The sequence below is a fragment of the Nocardia sp. NPDC004860 genome (assembly GCF_040609015.1).
In the GTDB taxonomy this organism is placed as follows: Bacteria; Actinomycetota; Actinomycetes; order Mycobacteriales; family Mycobacteriaceae; genus Nocardia.
This window is the reverse complement of the sequence record NZ_JBEXJI010000018.1, coordinates 1-19,814: the sequence shown is the minus strand read 5'-3', so window position 1 is coordinate 19,814 and position 19,814 is coordinate 1. Positions and strand designations below refer to the sequence as shown.

At 68.0% G+C, this 19,814-nt stretch carries 27 protein-coding genes; 4 read left to right on the top strand and 23 right to left on the bottom strand.

Annotated features, from left to right (window positions below):
* Nucleotides 1-177 precede the first annotated feature (177 nt).
* On the top strand, nucleotides 178-1,137 hold the full coding sequence (locus tag ABZV44_RS28010; RefSeq protein ID WP_354842330.1) for a tyrosine-type recombinase/integrase: 960 nt from the start codon (nucleotides 178-180) through the stop codon (nucleotides 1,135-1,137).
* A gap of 37 nt (nucleotides 1,138-1,174) precedes the next feature.
* Here the strand turns inward: ABZV44_RS28010 and ABZV44_RS28005 are convergent, their stop codons facing one another.
* Nucleotides 1,175-3,064: a hypothetical protein gene (locus ABZV44_RS28005; RefSeq protein WP_354842327.1), complete on the bottom strand. Its 1,890-nt coding sequence runs from the start codon at nucleotides 3,062-3,064 to the stop codon at nucleotides 1,175-1,177.
* A gap of 110 nt (nucleotides 3,065-3,174) precedes the next feature.
* Nucleotides 3,175-3,597: a hypothetical protein gene (locus tag ABZV44_RS28000; RefSeq protein WP_354842324.1), complete on the bottom strand. Its 423-nt coding sequence runs from the start codon at nucleotides 3,595-3,597 to the stop codon at nucleotides 3,175-3,177.
* 320 nt (nucleotides 3,598-3,917) lie between these two features.
* On the opposite strand from ABZV44_RS28000, the gene ABZV44_RS27995 reads away from it, so the two are divergent.
* Nucleotides 3,918-4,274: a hypothetical protein gene (locus ABZV44_RS27995; RefSeq protein ID WP_354842321.1), complete on the top strand. Its 357-nt coding sequence runs from the start codon at nucleotides 3,918-3,920 to the stop codon at nucleotides 4,272-4,274.
* 71 nt (nucleotides 4,275-4,345) lie between these two features.
* Here ABZV44_RS27995 and ABZV44_RS27990 read toward each other — a convergent pair whose 3' ends face one another.
* From ABZV44_RS27990 to ABZV44_RS27955, 8 genes are all read right to left on the bottom strand, one after another.
* Nucleotides 4,346-4,957 carry a hypothetical protein gene (locus tag ABZV44_RS27990; RefSeq protein ID WP_354842318.1) on the bottom strand — a complete coding sequence of 204 codons (612 nt, stop codon included), beginning with the start codon at nucleotides 4,955-4,957 and terminating at the stop codon, nucleotides 4,346-4,348.
* Between the two features lie 369 nt (nucleotides 4,958-5,326).
* Nucleotides 5,327-5,956 carry a hypothetical protein gene (locus ABZV44_RS27985; protein WP_354842316.1) on the bottom strand — a complete coding sequence of 210 codons (630 nt, stop codon included), beginning with the start codon at nucleotides 5,954-5,956 and terminating at the stop codon, nucleotides 5,327-5,329.
* 96 nt (nucleotides 5,957-6,052) lie between these two features.
* On the bottom strand, nucleotides 6,053-7,429 hold the full coding sequence (locus ABZV44_RS27980) for an ArdC-like ssDNA-binding domain-containing protein (RefSeq protein ID WP_354842313.1): 1,377 nt from the start codon (nucleotides 7,427-7,429) through the stop codon (nucleotides 6,053-6,055).
* 58 nt (nucleotides 7,430-7,487) lie between these two features.
* Nucleotides 7,488-8,213, bottom strand: coding sequence for a hypothetical protein (locus ABZV44_RS27975; protein ID WP_354842310.1), 726 nt, complete (start codon nucleotides 8,211-8,213; stop codon nucleotides 7,488-7,490).
* Nucleotides 8,214-8,316: 103 nt separating this feature from the next.
* Nucleotides 8,317-8,835, bottom strand: a complete 519-nt coding sequence (locus tag ABZV44_RS27970) for a hypothetical protein (protein ID WP_354842307.1) — start codon at nucleotides 8,833-8,835, stop codon at nucleotides 8,317-8,319.
* Between the two features lie 25 nt (nucleotides 8,836-8,860).
* Entirely contained in the window at nucleotides 8,861-9,475 is a 615-nt protein-coding gene (locus ABZV44_RS27965; protein ID WP_354842305.1) for a hypothetical protein, read from the bottom strand.
* 46 nt (nucleotides 9,476-9,521) lie between these two features.
* Nucleotides 9,522-9,863 carry a hypothetical protein gene (locus ABZV44_RS27960; RefSeq protein ID WP_354842302.1) on the bottom strand — a complete coding sequence of 114 codons (342 nt, stop codon included), beginning with the start codon at nucleotides 9,861-9,863 and terminating at the stop codon, nucleotides 9,522-9,524.
* Between the two features lie 57 nt (nucleotides 9,864-9,920).
* A complete protein-coding gene (locus ABZV44_RS27955; protein WP_354842299.1) occupies nucleotides 9,921-10,265 on the bottom strand; it encodes a hypothetical protein in 345 nt (114 codons plus the stop codon).
* Between the two features lie 647 nt (nucleotides 10,266-10,912).
* Between ABZV44_RS27955 and ABZV44_RS27950 the strand changes: the two genes are divergently transcribed.
* Nucleotides 10,913-11,089 carry a hypothetical protein gene (locus ABZV44_RS27950; RefSeq protein WP_354842296.1) on the top strand — a complete coding sequence of 59 codons (177 nt, stop codon included), beginning with the start codon at nucleotides 10,913-10,915 and terminating at the stop codon, nucleotides 11,087-11,089.
* A 33-nt stretch (nucleotides 11,090-11,122) separates the two neighbouring features.
* Here ABZV44_RS27950 and ABZV44_RS27945 read toward each other — a convergent pair whose 3' ends face one another.
* Nucleotides 11,123-11,473 carry a hypothetical protein gene (locus ABZV44_RS27945; RefSeq protein WP_354842293.1) on the bottom strand — a complete coding sequence of 117 codons (351 nt, stop codon included), beginning with the start codon at nucleotides 11,471-11,473 and terminating at the stop codon, nucleotides 11,123-11,125.
* Nucleotides 11,474-11,514: 41 nt separating this feature from the next.
* Here ABZV44_RS27945 and ABZV44_RS27940 point away from each other — a divergent pair, with 41 nt between their 5' ends.
* Nucleotides 11,515-11,769, top strand: coding sequence for a hypothetical protein (locus tag ABZV44_RS27940; protein WP_354842290.1), 255 nt, complete (start codon nucleotides 11,515-11,517; stop codon nucleotides 11,767-11,769).
* A 1-nt stretch (nucleotide 11,770) separates the two neighbouring features.
* Here the strand turns inward: ABZV44_RS27940 and ABZV44_RS27935 are convergent, their stop codons facing one another.
* From ABZV44_RS27935 to ABZV44_RS27880, 12 genes are all read right to left on the bottom strand, one after another.
* Entirely contained in the window at nucleotides 11,771-11,980 is a 210-nt protein-coding gene (locus ABZV44_RS27935; protein ID WP_354842287.1) for a hypothetical protein, read from the bottom strand.
* 22 nt (nucleotides 11,981-12,002) lie between these two features.
* Nucleotides 12,003-12,905, bottom strand: a complete 903-nt coding sequence (locus ABZV44_RS27930) for a hypothetical protein (RefSeq protein ID WP_354842284.1) — start codon at nucleotides 12,903-12,905, stop codon at nucleotides 12,003-12,005.
* A gap of 33 nt (nucleotides 12,906-12,938) precedes the next feature.
* Nucleotides 12,939-13,145: a hypothetical protein gene (locus tag ABZV44_RS27925; protein WP_354842282.1), complete on the bottom strand. Its 207-nt coding sequence runs from the start codon at nucleotides 13,143-13,145 to the stop codon at nucleotides 12,939-12,941.
* Nucleotides 13,146-13,833: 688 nt separating this feature from the next.
* Nucleotides 13,834-14,070, bottom strand: a complete 237-nt coding sequence (locus ABZV44_RS27920; RefSeq protein WP_354842279.1) for a hypothetical protein — start codon at nucleotides 14,068-14,070, stop codon at nucleotides 13,834-13,836.
* An 82-nt stretch (nucleotides 14,071-14,152) separates the two neighbouring features.
* On the bottom strand, nucleotides 14,153-14,356 hold the full coding sequence (locus tag ABZV44_RS27915; protein WP_354842276.1) for a hypothetical protein: 204 nt from the start codon (nucleotides 14,354-14,356) through the stop codon (nucleotides 14,153-14,155).
* 666 nt (nucleotides 14,357-15,022) lie between these two features.
* A complete protein-coding gene (locus ABZV44_RS27910) occupies nucleotides 15,023-15,943 on the bottom strand; it encodes a hypothetical protein (RefSeq protein WP_354842273.1) in 921 nt (306 codons plus the stop codon).
* A gap of 141 nt (nucleotides 15,944-16,084) precedes the next feature.
* Complete coding sequence (locus tag ABZV44_RS27905) at nucleotides 16,085-16,600, bottom strand: hypothetical protein (protein ID WP_354842271.1); 516 nt, start codon at nucleotides 16,598-16,600, stop codon at nucleotides 16,085-16,087.
* Between the two features lie 90 nt (nucleotides 16,601-16,690).
* The gene (locus ABZV44_RS27900; protein ID WP_354842268.1) at nucleotides 16,691-17,032 is read right to left on the bottom strand and encodes a hypothetical protein; all 342 of its coding nucleotides are present in this window, start codon (nucleotides 17,030-17,032) and stop codon (nucleotides 16,691-16,693) included.
* Nucleotides 17,033-17,063: 31 nt separating this feature from the next.
* The gene (locus tag ABZV44_RS27895) at nucleotides 17,064-17,591 is read right to left on the bottom strand and encodes a DUF4192 family protein (protein WP_354842265.1); all 528 of its coding nucleotides are present in this window, start codon (nucleotides 17,589-17,591) and stop codon (nucleotides 17,064-17,066) included.
* Nucleotides 17,592-17,611: 20 nt separating this feature from the next.
* On the bottom strand, nucleotides 17,612-17,809 hold the full coding sequence (locus tag ABZV44_RS27890; protein ID WP_354842262.1) for a hypothetical protein: 198 nt from the start codon (nucleotides 17,807-17,809) through the stop codon (nucleotides 17,612-17,614).
* Between the two features lie 336 nt (nucleotides 17,810-18,145).
* Nucleotides 18,146-19,168: a DUF4192 family protein gene (locus tag ABZV44_RS27885; protein ID WP_354842259.1), complete on the bottom strand. Its 1,023-nt coding sequence runs from the start codon at nucleotides 19,166-19,168 to the stop codon at nucleotides 18,146-18,148.
* A 39-nt stretch (nucleotides 19,169-19,207) separates the two neighbouring features.
* Nucleotides 19,208-19,495 (bottom strand): hypothetical protein, encoded by a 288-nt coding sequence (locus ABZV44_RS27880; RefSeq protein WP_354842257.1) that lies wholly within the window; start codon nucleotides 19,493-19,495, stop codon nucleotides 19,208-19,210.
* Between the last annotated feature and the right edge of the window lie 319 nt (nucleotides 19,496-19,814).

Here is a 19,814-nt window from a genome sequence, read left to right as displayed (position 1 = left end):
CGGCGAACCGCGATCGACGTGGTGGCGGCCGCCGCTCGGTGTGCTGCGGTTGATCGTGCGAATTGCTTGAGTTACCCCCGGCGTTCGGCGCTGTTGCCGGGGGTAACTCGAGGCTCAAGTTTGTCGGTGTCGTCTGCGATTGTTGGTGGTTACGAACGGCTTTGGAGGTGGGAATCTGTGGAGGCGGTGCGGCTGACCGGTGCCGATCTGGCGCGACTGCCCCTCGGTGGTCCGGCGGCGCTCGAGGGCGCGATGCGCAACCCGTTCCGGCTGTACCCGGCGGGGCAGGGCTTCGCCCCGGCGACGCAGACGACCTATCACAAGCGGGCCCGCGGCATCCTGAAGTGGCTGATTCGCGTCGATACGCATCCGGAGGCGTTGACCGATTCCGCGGCACGTGATGACGCGGCACTCGACTACCCGTCGACGACCACAGTGGCTACCCGCAAGGTCACCTTGGCCGCGATCCGTGCGTTGTACGAATGGCTCGGATTGGGGCCGGTATGCGTGGATTCGAGCGCGGTTGATCGGGCGCGGCCGCCGACGCTGTCCGGCGACGAGCAGTCCCGGGTATTGGATGCGGCGGCGGCCCGCTCGGCGCGCGACTACGCACTGATGGTGTCGTGGCTCGACGTCGGTCCGCGCCCTTCGGAGATACGGCGCCTGAATGTCGACGATGCGCAGCTGTCCGCACGGGGTGGCCGGCTGCTGCTGACTCGCCCCGATGGTCAGCAACGCTGGGTAGAGCTGACGCAGGCGAGTACCTGGGTGCTGCTGGGGTGGCGCACCGCGCGCGCGACGCTGCTCGGGCAGCGTCGAGCGAAGTCGGGTCCGCTGTTCGTGACCCTGACCCGGCACGGCCGGATCCAAGCCGATCAAAGCCTCGAATACATCGTCGGGGAGATCGGCCAAGACGCCAGTATCGACGGGCTGACACCGTGGATGTTGCGCGCGACGGTCAAAACGCGCCTGTACGCCGAAGACTTGTCAGCGGCGGAGGTCGCGGCGCGGATGGGTCAAACCTATGTCGACTCCCCGCAGGTGCGGGCCTTGTACCTGCACCCGGATAGCCCGGCCACGGCGCTGCGCCGTGCGGCCGCGGCCTCAGGGCAGTTGAGCTTCGACCTAGAGGTCTGACACCCGGGGGCCGGTCACGCGTGCGGCGCGCGACCCCTTACCGCTGCCGGTCGTCCCGGTCGTTCCGGTCGCGGTCGGGCGTCTGGGGCGGCTGGCGATGCCGATCGCTGTCGCGTTCACGGTCGCGCGTCGGCCCGGTCGTGCGGTCGGTCTCCGCGGCGGTGGTGTCGTCGCTGTGCTGGTACGGGTCTGGGGTCGGTTCGGCGTCCGGGGTGACCGGCCCGGTGGTGCGGCGCATCCATCCGAAGCGGGTCGGGTCGATACCTTCGCGGCCTTGGACGCAGTCGCCGGTGCTGCGGCCGCGTGAGGGAATGTCGCCGTCGGGCATCTCGAAATCGATTGCGTCGCTGGACTCACCGAACGCGGCCCGCGCGATCTGGGCCGCATCGTCGGTGCGGCGAGCGGGCGCGGCCGTGGCGGTGCTCTGGGCGCCGACCGAAGCGAACTGGCGGTGAATCTGGGTCAGCTCACCGGCAGAGAGCGCGGCGAGCTGACGCGCGCGGGCCACCTCGCCCGCGGTGAACGCAGCACGCGAAATAGCGTCGACAGTGCGGCCGATCTGGTGCAGCACCGCGAGATTCGCGAGCGTCGGATTGGCGTGCTGGCGGGAGGCGAGCAGGATCACCGCCCACCCGCTCGCGGTGTTGCGGCGCTGCCATTGCGGCAACGGCGCGTCCTGGTGCGCGGGCAGATGCGCGTACATGCTCAAGGTGCGCGCGGCGCGCGCCATGATCCCCGGCTTGGCCTCGTATGCCAACGACCAGGCGGACAGAACTCCGGCAGCGTGGCGCGCGGCGGCTGCGAACGCCACAGTGTCATGCACGGGAACCGAGGTGAACGTGTTTGCCCACCGTTCGAGTTCACCGATGGCGGCGTTGATGTCGCGCCGCGACGGCGGCGCCACGCGCCGCACAGCCGCGGGCAGCGTTTGCGGGCGCGCGGGAATCGCGGATTCGTCCCCGCGCAGGTAGCGGGCCAGAGCATCTTCTGCTTCGGCCCATGCCTGCTCAGCGGCGGCGCGTTCTTCGACGTTGTCGTCCCATTGGTGGCGCAACCGGGGCAGGGTGAGGTCAGACGCGATCGACCCGCCGCCGGGCATGATGGGCGGCCTCCGCCGGCCACTGCTGCCGCCGCGTCCTCCGGTCGGCGGCCGCAAACCGACGCACCAACCACGGATCTCGTCGGTACGCGGATCGCGGGAGCGGCGAAACAACACGCCTTGGCTCCGCAGCGTGCGCACGAACTCGGCCTCGCCGCGCGACGCGGCGAGCGAGGCGCGCACGATGCGTTCGATGGTGTCGCGGTCGGGTTCGATGGTGGTGGTGCGCATGGCTTGCTTGGCCTCCCCTCGAGGAATGCCCGCGGCGCGGGCAGCGGCGTACACCTGGGCGAGGTGATAGCCGCGAGTGGTGCGGCCGTCGTGGCGTCCGAGCACCATTCGCAGACCGTACTTCTGTTCGAGCTGTTTGCAGGCGTCCTGTGTACGAGCGAAATCCCGGTAGGTATTGACCCGGGTGCCGTCTTCGCGAACGGCGCTGGCGGCAATGTGGATGTGGTCGTTCCCGCTCGCGGACAGGCCGTGCCGGATCGCGACCCACCGAGCATCTGCGCGCCCGGCCTGGTCGCCGGAAAACTCCACCAGATCCATGAACTCCCGCGCGATGGCGGCCCATTTCTCATCGGGCAACTGGCCCTCGTCGGCGTGCAGGCTCAGCGAGCAGTGCCACACGTTGCCGTCCCTCTTTGGCTGGAGCGGGTTCACCACGGGTCGGCCTTCGGCGTCGATGATGGTCCGGCCCCCGGCGTCGCGCAGGTAGTTGGGAACTGTCACCACTGTGCCGAACGCGCGGCGCGGCGCGTCGATCTCGCGTGCGATAGCGCGCGCCTGGCCGACGGTGAGTTCGCCGCCGAATCCGAGATCGAGCACCGAAGCGTGTCCGGCCACGATGTGCGGATTCTGGTGTTGGTTCTCGTCGCCGGGCCCGACCAGGTAGGCCATGAGGCCACTCATTTCCGCGCCGCGTGTCACCTTGGGAATCACCAGCGAGTCACCACTGCGTCGATCGCTGCGCCCGCGCGGTCGGAGTAGGTGCGGATCCCGGTGAGTAGGTGCCCTAACTCCCAGGCAAGCTCACCGAGTTCGCCGGTCGAGTTCACGGACGTGGCGATCTGGTTGAGACTATTGCCGAGCGCGCGCAGCGCAGTCTGAGTTCGGAACAGCTCGTGGACCAGTTCGCGGAACTCGTCGGGCGATACGGGAATCTCCTCCGCGAACAGGGCTTCGCGGAACAGGCGCGGTGGCCGGACGTCTGCGATTGCCGCGAGCTCAAGAACTTCCGCGTGCTCTTCGTCGGAGAGCTTGATTTCGACCTTCTTCGTGCGCGGTCCCGTCGGGTCGTTGGCGGTGCGCTTGCGACGTTCGGCGCGAGCGGCGTTGCGGCTGCGGGACTTGGTGAGCATACGCACCGCGCGGGGCTCCGGTGGTGTAGGGGTCTGCTCGTGGGGCACCGCTCCCACCCCCTCTCTAGTTCGCACCGGCCACGGTGCTCACGGTCATTCCACCGGTGTTCAGTGCAGCATGACCGGATCGGCGGCGCAATCGCCGACCTCACTTAGCATGTCTAAGTCCATAACTTGCTCTCACGCGGGGAGCGTAGGGACGAGCGGTGCGGGGCTGGGATCTGGGGTTTTGAAGCGGCACGCAAGGCGGTCTGCTATACGCGTGCGGAGCGCGCGCGAATAGGCGGTGCGGAGCGCCGCATCGGCCTACGATGATGGGCATGTCTGATCTCGATGAGCTGGAGGCTGCGATCCGCCAACAGGCGGAGCAGAAGATTGCAGCAGGGCGGGCGCTTGCTGGCTCGCGTGACCAACTGAAGGCCGCAACGGAGGATTACCGCAAGAACTTCGCCGCGGCGCTCAAGCATTTCGGCGAGGAAGAGTTGAAGGCTCTGGGCCTGCTGGTCGACGGCATCAAACCGGCGGCGCAGAGCGCACGGCGCAGGGTCGCAAGCGGCAAGGCCGCTAAGGCTGATGCATCGGCGAAAAAGGAGGGTGCGGCCCCGGCTGCGCCTGCTGTCGCCGAAGAGGCGGTGGCAGGCGAGTCTCCCGCCGCCCAGCAATCTGCAATGGCCTAGAGCAAGAACGCGCGCGGGCCCGGTCGCCATCGGCGACCGGGCCCGCGCTCGTTGTGTTGGGGTGCTCGAATTCATGTCCGAGTATGGGCCTGTAGTTGCGCGAGGCGCGAACGCATCTTGCGCCAGAGCCGCACCGCGTCGCCGGTGACCCGCTCAAGATCTTCGATCGTCGCGTAGGTGTCGGCCATCTGTTCCATGCGTGCGCCGTGCTCGGCGAAGCTGCGGCGGTAGCTGTCCTCGACGACTTGCGTGGCGTCTGCCCATGCTGTGAGCGGAAGTCGCGTGGTGTAGATGGTCGACAGATACAGCACGATGGATTGATGCGAGGGGCGGGGCGTAGCGGTGATGGGTCCGCGGGCGCGAGCCGCGACGGCTTGCGGTGTCGGGTCGGATCCGGCTGCGGTCAACTGGCGAATCAGGCCGACGATCACGCGCGGCATGTGTCCTTGCAGGTCGTCGTCCTGGACGTAGTCGAGCACGGCGGCGGCTTGGGCGGCGGGCAAGCTCAGCAGAGCTGCGGCCAGATTGTTTTCCGGGTCGAATACGGCAGCGGCTTGTGTCTCGAGGTGTTCGGCGATGGCGTCGTAGACATCGCGCTCGGGCGTGGTGGTGGCGAGCTGTCCGTGGTTCGTTGGGGCGATCTCGGCGTGTGGCTGGTGATCTGGCTCGATGAGGTCGGGCATAAGGGTTTCGCGTCCCTCCCGGCCGCAGTGTTCGACTGTCGCGGCGCAACGTTCGTCCCGTCCGTGCTCGGGTCGGCCCGGATTTCTTCAGCGTATCCGGGTCCGCCGGTTCGCTGATCGTGATGGCGATGCGCGTTGCGAGGGCGTGTGCGGCCGGGCGGTGGTTGCGTTTGTCGGGCTGCCGCGCCAACTCCGTTGGCTCGCCACTGGGTAAGGCTGGTTGCGCTGGAAGCGTTGTGCGAGTCTGGCGGTGCGTTGGGTGAGTCGGGCGGGCGGCCGGCGGTGGCTGGGACCGATCCGCCGAGAAGACACAGCATGGAACGCAGCGGAATTCCGTTGCCAGGGCGACCGTGGGCCGTCGCGGGTCTGCTATGCGGTGCGGGCGCCTGAGCGGGCGTTGGCTTGGCGGACTCGTTCGCGCATGTTGCGCCATTGTCTTACGGCGGTGCCGGTGAGTTGTTCGAGATCTTCGATGGGCGCGAAGTGGTCGGCCATCTGTTCGATGCGTGCGCCGAACTCGGCGAAGCTGCGGCGGTAGCTGTCCTCGATGACTCGGGCGGCGGCGGCCCACGGGTCGGACTTGACGCGCGAGGTGTAGACCTTCGCGAGGTAGAGCACGATCGAGCGGTGCGAGGGCTGGGGGGCGATGTTGAGCGGGCCGCGTGCGTGGCCGGCGACTTCTGCGGGTGTCGGCTGGCGGCCGCGGTGGACGAGTTCGGTTATGGCGGTGAGGATGACGCGCGGCATGTGCGCGGCGAGGTCGTCGACGGTGACGATTTGCAGGACGTCGGCGGCTTCAGCGGTGCTGGTGTTCAACAGTGCTTCGATGAAAGTGTTTTCGGGGTCTACCTCGGCGAGCATCTGGGCGGCCTGGTGCTCGTGAATGGCCGCGTAAACTTGTTCGACCGGATCGGGGTCCGGAACCGGCCGCAGGTCGCGGGTTGGCTGTGCGGCGGTTGTGTTGTCGGCGCGGCGGCGGCTGTGGGGCTGGCTGGACATAGTGGGTCCTTCCGGCCCTGCCACCCGTAACTAATATCTATCGTTTCTTACGATTGATTCCGCACGGGTGGCCGGGCTATCGACGGCGGGCGGCGGCTAGATGAGGGTGAGTTGCTCGGTGTCGGTGGCGATGGCGTCGTAGCGGTCGGCGTTGGCCTGGTGCTCGTCGCGCTCGGCCTGGAGCTTCGCGATTTGCTCGGCGAGCTGCGCGGCGCTGCGGTTCTGCTGTGCGCGCAGGTAGCGGGCTTCGACGGCGGCGGCCGCGCGGTGCAGCTCGGGCAGGTCGTCGCGGGTCATGTAGTGGCGGAAGATGGCGCGCACGAGGGCGGCGGCGCGGTCTTTGGTGCGGGGCGGGGCGTCTTCGTCGTGTCTGGGCCCGAGTGGGCGGCGGCAGTGCAAGCGGTTGCCGTCGATGTCGTCGATGCGGTCGATGCTGAAACCGGCGGATCCGCCGACAAGGTCGATACCGTTGACGGTCGGCCGGTCGTTGCGGTGGTAGCTGTCGAATGAGTGGGGTCGGTTCTCCTCGCCGTACTCGACACCGAGTACGCGCACGCTGTCGCTGTCGGCCGGGCGCTGGGGAACGACGGTGAATGTGCCGCTGACCCGGGGACCGGTGACGGTGTAGAACGTGCGGCCGGTGGCGTAGTCGGTGCGAATGGTGGCGTGAATGTCGGCGTACTTGCCCAGTTCGAGCCTGATCCGTGAGGGGTCGGCCGGCTGCGACTCGGGCCGGGTGGCCCCGCGGGCGGTGGGCTGGTGCTGCGGGCGCTCGGCCGGGGGCAGGGTGAGCACGGCGGCGAGGGCCTGGGCGAGCTGCTGGGCCTGCTCGCCGGGGCCGGTGGTGATGGCGCGGGCGGCGTGGTCGACTGCGGCGGTGTCGCCGGTGGAAACTTGGTAGCCGTAGCGCTCGAGCTGTTCGACCAGTGAGGCGGCGAGGGCGGCGGCCGGATCGGCGACGGGCTCGACGGTGACCGGGTCGCCGTCGAGATCCTCGATGCCGTCGGTTTGGGAGATGTCGAAAACCGGCGTCATGCGAAAGCGGGTCTTGGTCTCGGTCCCACTGTCGCCGTCGGCGGACTGCGTGCTGGAGGTGGTGCCCGGTTCGATCCATCCGGTTTCGCTGTGCGCGTCGCTGTCTCGGTCCTTCTTTGCTTCTTCGGTGCCGCGTGGCGCGACGATACGCAAGGCGCGTTCGCCTCGGCGGACCACGCGGCCGCGCATCTGCCATCCGCGGAAGTTCTCGACGTCGGTTACGTCCATGCCGCGCTCCTCGCCCTGCTTTTCGAGCATCGCGCAGTTGCGCAGGCTGTAGCGCAGCATCTTCGGGGCGGTGCAGCGGCTGAGTTTGGCGATGAGCGCCGCGACTGCGGCGGGGTCGGACAGCAGTGCGTCTGCCTGGTCGCGAATCTCGGCGTCGGCGGCGGCGCGTTCTGCTCGTTCGGCTTCGCTGTAGCTGCGGCGCTTTCCCATGGTTCCGGTCCTCCTGGATCGTCACTATTTGTATCTAAATTCTCTCATTTCTTACGTTTTATGACAATGGAGTCGACCCGTTGGCCTTGCGTCTTCTGGCGAGTTCGCGGGCGGCGTCGCGGATGTAGCGGGCTCGACGTGAGGCGGCGGCGTAGAGGCCGGGCCGGTCGGTGTAGAGGGCGTGCCACGCGTGGGTGTAGGCGGCGGCGAAGCTGGCGGGGCGTTCGCTGTAGCTGAGAGGCTCGCCGGTGCATTCGGGGTTGTCGAAGATGGCGACGGTCCATGCGGTGATCTCGTCGCGGCGTTCGGCGAGTCCGTTGCTGTTGTTGCTGGTGACGAGCAGGTAGAGGGTGCCGGTGGGGTCCATGAGTGGGCCCGCTTCGATCTCGATGGCCTCGCAGCCGCCGCCGGTGCTGACGATGCGGACGGTGTCGACACCGGCGAGCTGTGCGAGTAGCTCGGCCTCGGGCCGGTGGACGTCGAGCAGGTGCAGGGCGCGGCGGTCGGGCCCGGAGGTCTTGGCGGTCATGGTGTGCGGCTGTCCTTCGCGAATGGGTTGTGATGGTGTGGGAGTGGGCGTCGTGGCGTCGTCGGTGGTGAGGGTGGCGGCGGCATCGGCACGGGTGTGGTGGTCGGCGCTGGGACGGCCGGTGAGGGTGACGGCCCACCAGGTGCCCTCGTAGCGGTAGACGTGTCCGGCAGGGGTATCGCCGAGGTAGACGGGATACCGGCCGTGCCGGTCCGGGCGGCCGAAGCTGTAGGGCGGGTGGGGCTGGGTTGTCATGGGCGGGAGCGCCTTTCGTGTGGCATGGCTGGGTTGGGGTGGCGTTCGCGCGGGTCGGACACTCAGCACGTGCCCGGCCCGCGCGCGGCGGTCGGGAAGGGGGTTAGGACAGAACGGGTTTGACGCGCATGGCGTCGATGTGGCGGGCCTCGGCGAAGAATTCCGCGGCTTCGTCGCGCAGGTCGCGGACGTGGTCGGCGGTTCCGCCGGTGGCCAGCACCATTTGCGCGGACTCGATGGTGTTTTCGGCGGCCTCGACGCAGAACTCGACGCGCTTATCGAGGTAGCGGTGGAACGCTGCGGGGGTGTTGTCGAGCGGGCGCGGGCCGATGCCTTCGCGAGTGGCGGTTTCGATGCGGGCCGGGGTGCGGTAGCGCGGGGTGCGGGTGAGGTGCAGCCGTTCGACGGTGCCGGGCTCGGCCTCGGGTGCCCATTCGCCTACCGGGGTGTAGCCGTACTCGATGAGGGCCTGCGCTGCGGTGGTGTCGCTGTAGTCGATGTGCTCGATGATTTCCCAGGTTTCGATGTCGGTTCCGAGTCCCTCGACGGTGTGAATCACGATGATGGGGCCGGTGTGCTTGGGGTGGCCTTCGGGGGCGCGGCGGGCGATGAGTTCGGACATGACGGGTGTTCCTTCCGGTGGGGTGTCAGCGGTTGCGGGGCTGGCGGCGGGTGAGGGCGGCGGCGATGCGCGCGGCGGATTCGTCGCTGATCTGGACCCACGGGGCGAAGCCGTCGCGGTCGCCGTAGGTGATGGCGACGATGAGCGCGCCGGTGTCGAGTTCTTCGGCGATGGTGACGGCGTCTCCGTCTCCCAATCGGTCGACGACGCGGGCGAGGATGCGGCGGGGCGGCATGCCGGACTCGGCGAATTCGTCTGCGTCCTTGGGCGTGGGGATGATGTCGGGGACGCCGGCGGCGGCCGCGAGGGCGGCGGCGAGCTCGGCGGCGTCGGTGTCGGTGAATTCGGCGAATTCGTCGGCGTCCTCGCGGAAGAATGCGAGCCTGATCGGGCCTTCGGGCTCGCGGGTGGCCCCGATGTCGTCGCCGTCGACGTCGCGGAGTTCGGTCAGTCGGCCGGGCCGGTGGGGTGCGCCGCTGAGGGCGGCGGCGAGCTGGGCGGCGTGGGCGTGGGTGAGGCGTACGTGCTGCTGTCGGCTCGGGGGCTTGATGGTGAGGCGCAGCAGGTCGGCGGATTCGCGTGCGAGGTGTACCGGGATTTCGTGAATGTCGGTGATGCGGAACAGGGTTCGCGCGGTCATGGCCGGGGGCCTTCCTGGTGGGTGTGATGGTGGCGGGCTTGGCCGGTTACTTGAATGCGGCGAGGCGGGGTGAGCGGCCGATGTCGATTCCGCGGGCCTTCATGACGGGGTTGGTTTCGCTGTTGGCGGTGGTGAGGCTGGCGCGGACGTTCTCGGCCTCGATGAGCACGGTGTGGCCGACTTTGAAGCTGTCGCGGACACGTTGGGCCATGCCGTTGCGGAATGACACGTCGTAGACGGTTTTGCCTGCGGGGGTGTAGCCGCCGTTTCCGTCGCTGCGGTCGTGGTTGTCGATGACGGTCACGTACAGGGACTTATTGCCGTCCTCTTCGAATTCCTGAATTCCGGAAGTGCGGGCTATGTTGCCTTTGATAATGGCGCTGGTCATTTCGTGTTCCTTTCGCCGCTGGGGTGCCCGCCCGGGGCGAGGCGGGCGAGGGGTGGTCTAGATCCCGAATTCGGCGCGCAGGGCGTCGATCTGCTCGGCGGTGGGAGCGGTGGCCGGGGGCGCGGTGTTGGCCCAGAGACCGGCGATGATGCGCAGCTCGAACCCGGCGAGCCCGTCGCCGGTGAGCTGTTCGGCGAGGGCCTGTACGCGTTCCTGCATGTCGGCGCGGTAGCCGCTGATGCTGGTGGTGAGGTCGGCGGGGAAGCCGAATTCGCCGAGTCGGGCGTAGGCGAGCAGGGCGGCCACGGTGTCGGACGCGGCGTCGGTAGGAAGGTGCGCGGCGAGGCGGGCGGAGGGCGCGGTCTGGGTCATGTCGGGAGTTCCGTTCTCTCCGTTGCTCATGTAACTATTCTAGCTTTCTTACGTTTTCTATTCGGCTTTTCGGCGGTTTCCGGGGCGTGGCTATTGTCTCTCTTTTTCTTTTGGTTTTGGTCTTGCGTTTTTTGCCCGGCCTTTGCAAGCCTGCCTCCCCGGCGAGGGGCGGGGGTTTTCGGGGGCGGCGCCCCCGTGCGCGGCCGCCAGGACGCGGGGGATCCGGAGCACGGGCCGGACGGGTGCCTCGGTGTCGTCCTTCGCCGAGCCTGGGGCGACTCGATCACCGCAGGTGAGGGGAGTGCAAGCCACGCTTTTCGGCTTGTGGTCCCCTCGCCTGCGGTGATAGCCCCTGGTGGGCTCGGCGAAGGACGACACCGAGTCCGTGGGTCCGGGCGACGCGCGGCCGTCAGGCCGCGGATGGTGAGGGGCTACGGGGCGGGCTGGCCGGCTGGGGCGCGGCCGCCTTCGGCGCATGTTGGCTGGGTGGTGAGCCTGCGGGAGCTGCGCTGGGTGTGGGAGGGCTCGGTGTCGCGGTAGCTCTGATGGTTTTTGGGGGTGGGTGCTGGGTTCGGCGGCCGCGTCGGCGTGTGGGTGGGTGTGTTGGTTGGCGTGGGTTTGGGCTGCTGGTATGGGTGAGAATGCTGGGTAGTGTTGGGCAGGGATGGGAGTTGGTCGTGGCGGATGTGTCGAGCGTGGAGCGTGAGGTGGCGAAGCTGTTGGCGGTGTACGCGCCGGTGAGCGCGGGTGATGTCGCGGCGGTGGTGGCCGGTGAGCGTTTCATGCCGGAGCTGCCGGTGGGTTCGGGTGTGCGGTTCACGGTGGCGTTGCCGCCGAGCAGCGCGCGGGCCTGACGTTCGGGGTGCGGCCCGCGCTGCTGGCGGGTTCTAGCGGGTGGTGTCGTAGTCGCGGGGGTATTCGGCGTCTTCGACAGTGAAGCTCGCGCCCATGCCTTTGGGTAGGTGGGTGCCTTCCCAGATCGTGGTGTACTGGTATCGGTGTAGGCCGGGTTCTCGTTGTTCGGTCATGGTTGCTTCGATGATGCGTTTGCGGGCGCGGGAGTTCTTGGATTCGCGGAGGTAGGTGGTGAGTTCGCCGAAGTCGGCGAAGGATCCGCAGACCTGCCATGTGGTGTCGGCGCGTTGCGGATCAACGGCCGTAGCGGCAGGCGCATGGAACTCCCACACCCCGTGCTGGTACGCCGCCGGTGGTGACGTGGCTGGCGACGGGTCGTCCATCGGGGACATGATCCCGGCGATGCTCTCGGACGGGGGAGTTCGTGGTTGATGCGCGGGCTGCGGATCGGCACAGGTTGCTGCTGCATGCGATCAACTCCGACAACACGTGTTCGCAGGCGCTGACGCTGCGGCGGGCCATTCCCGCGAAGGGTCTTGTGGGGGCGGGGATCTCACGCGGTGGCATGGACAACTCGACCACGATCAACGTCCACGCCGCCGATGTCGAGCAGGGATTCCAGCGGGTGCAGCTGTATCAGCAGCAACGTGCCGCCACCTACACCAGTCGGTGGCGGTAGCTCAGAAACTCACCGAGCGTGCGTACGCGACACGGGACATGACCTCCGCGAAGGCTCCTCGGCTGTTCACGGGAAACATCGTTTGGTGGAATCGTCCCGCGTTGGCGACGGTGACCTCGATGTAGCCGGAAATGCTGGTTTGGGTCACCGTCAACAACAGCAGGCTGAAACCGCAGGTGAACGGGATCAGAAGGATCGCCAGCGCGATCACCGCTCCGGGGATCCTCTTCTGCTCATGCGAGTTGTCGGAGGCCGTCCATATCGCGCCCCGTAGTGGCATCTGCCCAGAGGGAGTGACTATCACCCCTGGGAAAACCGTGATATCGGCGATGGTCACCAGTACCTGCGGTGCTGGGGCCATCGCCGGTTGCACCCCAGGTGGTGGGGGCTGCGGTATCTGTGCGGGCAACCACTGGTGGGGATTCGTCATCGGCGGCTTTCGAATTCGGCAACGCGAGGCCATCTGACCTTCGGTCTGCTGTGGACGATCCAGGCCCCTGAACGAAAAGGCAATGCCCTTTCGCGGTGATGGCACGAGATGTCAGATCCCACGGCACCGCGAGGCCACAACTGAATAGCCACAACTGAATAGAGGACAACGGAATGGCACCCACGCGAGCGTTGAGGTAGGTGATGGTCATTGCCGGGTCCCTACGGGGTGGTCGGGTACGCGGGCACCGGCGTAGTGCCCGCGTGAACCATGTTGTGGTGGCGGGTTTTTCGTGTGGCAGGCGGGAACGCGGACGCCGCTGGTACCAGATGCCGAGTTGTTCGGGGTGGTGGTTGTGCGGCCGCCGCCTGTGCCGGCGGCGGGGTGTGGCGGGTGCGGTGGCGACGGCGTCGAGATCGGCGGGTGTATCGGTGGGCGGGGTGAGTCCGGCTGCGGGGGCTTCGGCGCGCTGTTTGGCTTCGGCGGCGGCTTGTTTGCGTTGGTTGGCTTTTTGGCGGCGTCGGCATGGGTCGTCCCATCGGCAGACGATGCGATAGCCCTGGAGGGCGACGCACCAGCGGGCTTCTTTCTTGAGCCATCGCTTGCGGTCCTCTTCGAGGTTGGGCCAGAAATCGCGGGTGCCTTTGCGGCCGCAGTCGATGCATCGGAATACCCAGGTGTACGGGTCTGGCGCGAGTTTGACCATGGTTGTGTCCTTGTCCGGGAATTCTGGTCTGCGTCATGGCTGGGGCTCGCTGTCGTGCTGGGCGGCGATGAGCTCGGACAGGGCGGTGATGACGGTGTCGGTGTCGGTGGCGGGGCCGTGGGCGAGGTGTAGGCGGGTGCAGGGGGTCCAGGTGTTGCGGTTGCGGTCGTAGACGTAGTCCGCGGTGTCGATGTCGATGTCGAATGCGCCGGTGGCGGGGTCGGGTTTGACCAGCGCCATGGTGGCGATGGTTTCGCCGTCGAGTCGGTCGCTGATCGTGGCGGCGTATTCGGTTGCGCCGGTGGTGGTTTGGGTGGGGGCGGCGGGTACGTCGCTGGTGTGTTCGGCGTGCTCGGGGTCGCCGGGGGCGAGGGTGAGCAGTTCGCGGTGAGCGCGGGTGGCGAGGCGCTCGAGTCGGATGGTGAGGGGGCGCTGATCTGGTTGGGGTGGGTGCGGCGGCGCACGCGCAGTTCGTGGGGGAGTTCGAGGCGGAGCCGGTGGGTGCCGGTGCGTTGCGGTGGATGGCGGTATCGAGGATGAGCTATTGGTGGGGCGGGGCCTTGGATGCGGGCGGTGAGGGCGTGATTGTCGCCGAACACGGTGTATTGCACGGGCTGCCATCCGGTGCCGAGTCGGTCGGCGGGGCGGCGGGGCAGGGTGGCGAGGTTGATGGGCGTGGTGTGGCCTTTCTCGGGGTACGGGTGGGGCCCGCGCGCCGTGGGCGCGCTGCCCGCGCGTGCGCGGGTGGTGGCGTATGGGTGTGGTGGTGTGCGTGGTCGGCGCTGGCTGCCCGGACGTGCGGGGCTGGAAGCTGCCCGCGGAAAACGGGACAGCACGGAGCGCAGCGGAGTTCCGTTGCCCGGCTGCGCTGCCCCGGCCCGGGGGTGTGCCGGGGCGGGGCCGTGCCGGGGCGGGGCCGTGCGCGGGGTTAGTGGCGGATGGGGCTGTGGTGGCTCAGGAAGTTGTGCAGGACGTTCACGTGTTGGGCGAGGTGTCCGTCGCGTTCGTCGCTGTCGGCGGGGAGCTTGTTGTATTCGGTGACTTCGGGGTCCCAGCGGTCGGTGACAAGGCGAATCATGGCTTCGCGGACTCGGGGGTGTAGCTGGTCGACGTGGGCGTATCGCTGTACGGGTTCGGTGTCGGCGGTGTGGCGGTTGGTGGGCATGGGTTTCCTTGTCTGGGTGGGTGTTTGGGGATGCCGGGGCCGGGGGCCGCGCGTGGTGGCGCGGCCCCCGGGGTGTGCGGGGCTACTCGGCCGGGTCGTCGGCGTCTTCGGCGTCGGCCGGGTCCTCGGCGTCGTCCTCGGCCGGGTCGGCGGCGGCCTGGTGGTCGTCGTCGGCGGCGGCCGGGATGTCGGCGGCCGGGGTGCCGGTGGCGATGGCTTCGAGTGCCTGGGCGGGGGTGATCTCTGCGAGCGTGAGCCGCTCGACGATGCCGGGGGGCATGTCCAAGGGCGATGAGCTGGCGCAGGTAGGGCCGCGACAGGGTCATGTCCACGACGTAGGTGGAATTCGCCTGTGGTGCGGCGATGCGCCAGTAGCGGGGGAGATCCTCGTGCGGGTGCATCCGTGCCTCGATGGCTCCCATGCCCAGACCGATCGCGATCATTTGGGCGCGGGCGAGGCTGGCACCCTCGAACGCTTTGCCGCTGGTGAGCTTGGCGGTGGTGATGTCGAGCAACGCGCACCCGGTGACGCGGGCGGCGTTCTCGCTGAAGATCTCCGGCGCGGCGGCTTCGAGGCTGGCGCGCCACACCTGGACGTTGCGCGGGGTGCGCGAAAGCCATTCGCCGACGAATGTTCGGCGGGCGAGGGTTTCGAGCTTGGCTTGCTTGTTGAGGATGCCGACGGCCTTGCCACTGAGTTCGGTACTCGAACCGCTGGCGGCGGCTGCCTTGACCTTGCGCAGACCGGCCCGCTTGACGTCAAGGCAGTAGTAGCTGACGGCGGCGTATTCGGCGGTGCGTACCTGCTCGGCGTGGTACATGTCGTCTGCGGCTGGGCGGTCGGGGTGGCTGTAGGTGTCCTGGTCGATCTGCGATTCGGCCACCGGCTCGCCGGTCTCGACGTGTTCGGTGCGTTCGCTGAGTTCGAGGTGGACCGCCCACTGAGAGGCGGCTATGTCGGCCTCGGTGACCTCGTTGCCCTCGGGGGTGTGCAACTGGGCGATCGGGACGTACAGCTTTTCCTGTTCGCTCGAGTAGGGCGCGCGGGCAGGATGCGGAATCCGCGCCGCGCGTACGGGGCTGCGGCCTCCTCGAGGATGGCTTTCACGCGGCGCTGCTCGCGCAATACGGCGAGTTCGCTGGGGAAGCGATCCCAGCTGGCGGCATTGATGAGCCGTTGCATCGCTACCGGGTCGTCCTCGAATTCGCGGGCGTCGGCGGCCTGGATCAAATCGAGTTCGCCGCTGATGGCGGTTTGGCGAGCCTTTCCGGCTCCGCGCAAGGTGTTGATCACCTTGGCGTCCTTGGCGCGGATTCCCAAGTCCCGCAGGGCTTTCGCCTTGGTCTTGGCGGGCAGGTCGAGTCCGGCGAGTTGCTCTTGGGCGTGGTAGACGTGCGCGTCGGTGAGGGCCTGGCGCTCGTTGTTGGCCTTGACGCCACCGACCAGCTCGGCGGCGCGCTGCATGGCCTCGCTGTCGTCGGGAAGCTCGACGACGTACTCGATCGTTTCGAGTCCGGCCGCGCGGGCGGCCAGCGTGCGGCGCTGCCCGTCGCCGACCCGAAATGTGTTGTTGGGCAGCAGGTACGCGGACGGCACTTGCAACAGGCGTTCTTTGACCGATTCGACGTACTCGGCGTCGATCTTGGGCGGCTCCTCGGTGTCGTCCTCGTCGGGGCCGTCCTGACGGTTGCGGACGTTGCCGCGTACATCGACGTGGCGGGGGTCGATCTCGTGCAGCACGCAGCCGGTCTTGCTGGCGGCGATGCGGGCGCGCAGGTCGGCGGCGGCCTCCTCGGACAGGGCGACCGGCTCGAAAGCGGCTTCGGCCTCGGCGGTGAGTTCGGCCGGGGTCTTGGTCTTGGTGGTGGTCATTGCGGTTGTCTCCTAGAGTGGGACGGCAAACGCCCCGGCATGCCTGATACATGCCGGGGCGTTTGTCGGTGTGTGAGTGGGGTTTTCGCTGGGTGGTGCGGGCCGGGGCCGGTGGGCCTCGGGCACGCGGGCGGCGGCCGGTCAGAACGGCGGCATGACGGTGACGGTGCGCGACAGTGCCCAGCGGGTCTCGTCGGGCACGGGCAGGATCGGCGGGACTTCGCCCAGCGAGGCGGCGGTGTCCAGCGACCACACGGGGCTACCGGGGGCGGTGCCGGTGGCGGCGTACATGGCGTCGAAATAGGTGTTTCGCTCGGCCAGCAGGGCGGCGGCCTTCTCGATCACGTTGCTGTGCCAACGGAAGTTTTGGCGGGGGCCTTCGGCGGCGGCGTCGACGACGACGGCGACGACGTTGTAGGCGGTTTGGCTGGTGGTGAATGCCCACGCTTCGTGATCGGTGTAACCGACGCTGCGGATGTCCTCGCCGTCGACGGCGGCGAGGCATTGCGTGCTGTCGATGAGGTAGTGACCGGTGGCGATCGGCCGGACCAGCAGCAGAACCAGCGCGCGGGCGGGGATGTCGCGGTCGCAGATGGTGGCGAGTTCGGCTACCAGCCCGGCGGCGGTGTCGATGATGTGGGGGCGGGTGGTGGTCATTGCGGGTGTCGTCTCCTAGAGTGGGCGGCAAAGGCTCCCAGCTGGTCAGGACCCAGCTGGGAGCCTTTGCCGTGTGATCAGGGGTTTGGGTTACTGGGCGGCGGGGCTGGCCTCGGCCTCGGCCTTCGCCTTGGCTTCGGCGGCGGCGATCTCGGCGGCGAGTTTGTCGCGGCGGGTGTTGAGGGCTTGGGCGATCTCGTCGGCGATGGCGCGGACTTTCACCACGCGGCAACCGAATCCGTTGCTGAAGTAGGGGTACCCGTTCTTGCTGAATGCCGAATCCACTCCCCATTGCGGGGATTCGTGCTCGAGCTGCGAGACACCGTAGGTGTTGCCCTCGCTGTCGACCACGGTGGCTTCGTAGCCGTTGAGCATGGTCCCGAATAGTCCGCGTTCGCTGCGGGCGGCGAGGGCGGTGATTTCGAATTCCATTGCGGTAGTTCCTTTTCCGGTGATGGGGTGGTCAGTTGGTGGCGAGGCGGGCGAGGCTGTTTTCCGGCTGGGCGACGATGTCGGCGGCCAGCGCGTAGCGGTGGCCGTCCGGGCCGGGCGGGGCCAACGGCACGTGCCCGGCGAACTCCTCGGTGTCCAGCGACCAGACGGGGTGACCGGGCGCGGTGGCGCGGGCGGCGTAGCTCGCTTCGAGCGTCACGCCCAAGCGGCCCAGCGCGCTCGCGAGCTTGTCGAGTAGCTCGCCGTGCTCCTGGCCGCTGTCTCCGCCGCCGTCTGCCTCGTCATCGATGACGACGGCGACGACGCCGGTTCCCATGTGCGGGCCGATCACTTCCCACGGGTCGATTTCGCCGGTGACGGTGCAGCACGCGCAGAAACTCAACGCGGTGGCCTGGATGTGCTCGACGCTCCAATGTCCTTCGGGCATCCGGCGCACTAGCAACGTGACCAGCGCGCGGGCGGGGATGTCCTCGCCGTAGAGCTGGGCGGGCAGTGAGGCGATGAGGTCGGGGACGTTGTCGATGAGGATGGTTTCCATGACGGGGGCTCCTGCCTGTTTCAGTTCTCGCGCTGCTTGTGCCGGGGGACTTTCAGGGTCGATTTCGCGTTTCCTTTCGCGCCGACCGTGTATCCGCATACCGAGCAATGACCGAAGGTCTTGGCCTGGGAATAGCCGAGCCCTTCTCGCTGCGACGGATAGAACACGATGTCTTTCGGCGGCTTTCCAGTGCCGGGGCACGGGGTGTAATTCGCCATTGGATTGCCTTTCTTCGGTGTTCGAAATACGCGCGGGATTCCCCTCCGATTGGTTCGGGCGGGGCCGCGCGCGGTGGCCCGGGGCTGCGGCCCCGGGGGCTTGTTCCGGACCTCGGTGGCCCGGTGACCTGCGGCCAGTCCGCCCGGATCGTGCTGGGCGGCCCGCGTGGGCGGGAGTCTGGTCGCGGGGGTCGCATATTCGCGGCGTGCACTGTGGAGTTGTCAAAGAACCGGGTTCGTGGCTGGTACCGGTCTCCCGGTACCAGCCCCTCTCGCCCGTTACTGATTTCTTACGTTTCTTACGTTTTTGTGGCGAGTGTTTCGCCGCGAGGCTCGCTATTCGGTGTCGAATCCGGGGGTCTCGATGCCGAATTTGGCGGCGGCGATCTGCCCGGCGGCAAGGATGTTGCGGACCAAGTCGACGGGGATGGCATGGGCGTGGGCGGTCTGCATCACCCGGACAAGTTCGGGGGTCTGGCCGATCGGATCGGCGTCGGCGTCGATGAGGGCGCGGCGGGCGGCGCGGGCGGCGTCGTCGGCGTGGTTGGTGGCCTCGTAGGAGGCGATGCCCTGGCCGGTCAGGTAGTAGAGGACGGCGGCCACGGCCAGCATGTGCGCGCGCTGGTGGCCGCGCAGCGTGTTGCCGATGCTGGTGTAGAGCTGGGCGGCGGCGCGGGTGTCGATGAGTGCCAGGCCGAACAGGGCGTTGCGGGCGTCGCGGTGCAGGGAGAGTACGGCGGTGCGGGCGGCGAGGTCGGTGCTGGGCTGCGCGTTGGCGGCGATAGTGCGGGCGAGGCGTCCGAGCGTGGCGGCGTTGAATCCGGGGTGAGCGGCGTCGCGGTCGGCGGCGATGAACTGCATGTAGCTGGGCTCGGGGCGCTCGAGGAAGCTGGCGGCGTAGTCGGCGCGGCCGGGCAGGATGATGTGTCCGTCGATGACGGCGGCCACGGCGGCAGCGGTCGCGGCCGGGTCGGGAATGATGCCGTCGATCTGGCGCAGCTGGTCGGTGTAGGAGGCTCCGCGCGCGAGCTGGTGGGTGTAGGCGTAGCCGCCCACGGTGATGCCGAAGAACTCCTGTCGCTCGGCGATGGCGTCGGCCATGCGCAGGGCGGCCCCGGCGGTGCGGGTGCTGGCGATGACGAGAATGCGCACGCTGTCCATGTGGTGATGGCGCGCGAGGCGCGCGAGGTGGTGGGAGATTCCGGCGCGGCCCTGCTCGAGCTCGACGTCGACAACCATGCTGACGCGACCGGCGCGCAGGAAAACCACGGCGATCATGTCGGCAGGCATGTAGCCCAGCAGCGCGGGCACGGCCGCGAGGTGCTCGGGAAGGGTGATGTTCTCGGCGTTGGTGATCATTTATTTGCTCCGTTTCGTGCGGGTTGATGAATGGTGGATTTATGCGCAATAGGTGCGGCCGAATTTGCGGGCCATGAATTCGAGACATTCGAAGCACCCGATGCGCTCGAGGCCGTTCAATCCGCCGTTGATGGCGGCGTCGTGCTGCGCGTCCTGGTCCTGCGCGTGCCCCTTGACACGGCGGTAACCTGCGATGAAACCGGCGTGCCAGCCGTCTTGCATGTGCTTGGCGTGCTCGGGCAGCGGGTCGCCGCCCGTGCCGAAGATGGCCGCGCACAGCTCGGCTTCGGTGGGGGCTTTCTTCTGGTCCTGCTCCGTTTTGCTCATGTAACTATTCTAGCTTTCTAACGTTTTATATTCGGCGTGTCGCGAGGGTCTGAGGGTGTGGTGTTTTTCTCTTTCTTCTTTTGTTTTTGCTCTTGCTTTTTTTGCCCGGCCTTTGCAAGCCTGCCTCCCCGGCGAGGGGCGGGGGGTCCGGTGGGGCAGCGCCCCCCGCGCGCGGCCGGAGGTCGCGGAGTTCTTTTCGGAGCACGGGCCATGCGAAGGGCGGTGGGTGTTGGTGTCGTCCTTCGCTGAGCCTGGGGCGTCTCCGATCAGGTCGGGTCTGGGCAGGTCAAGCCACGCTTTTCGGCTTGACCTGCCCAGA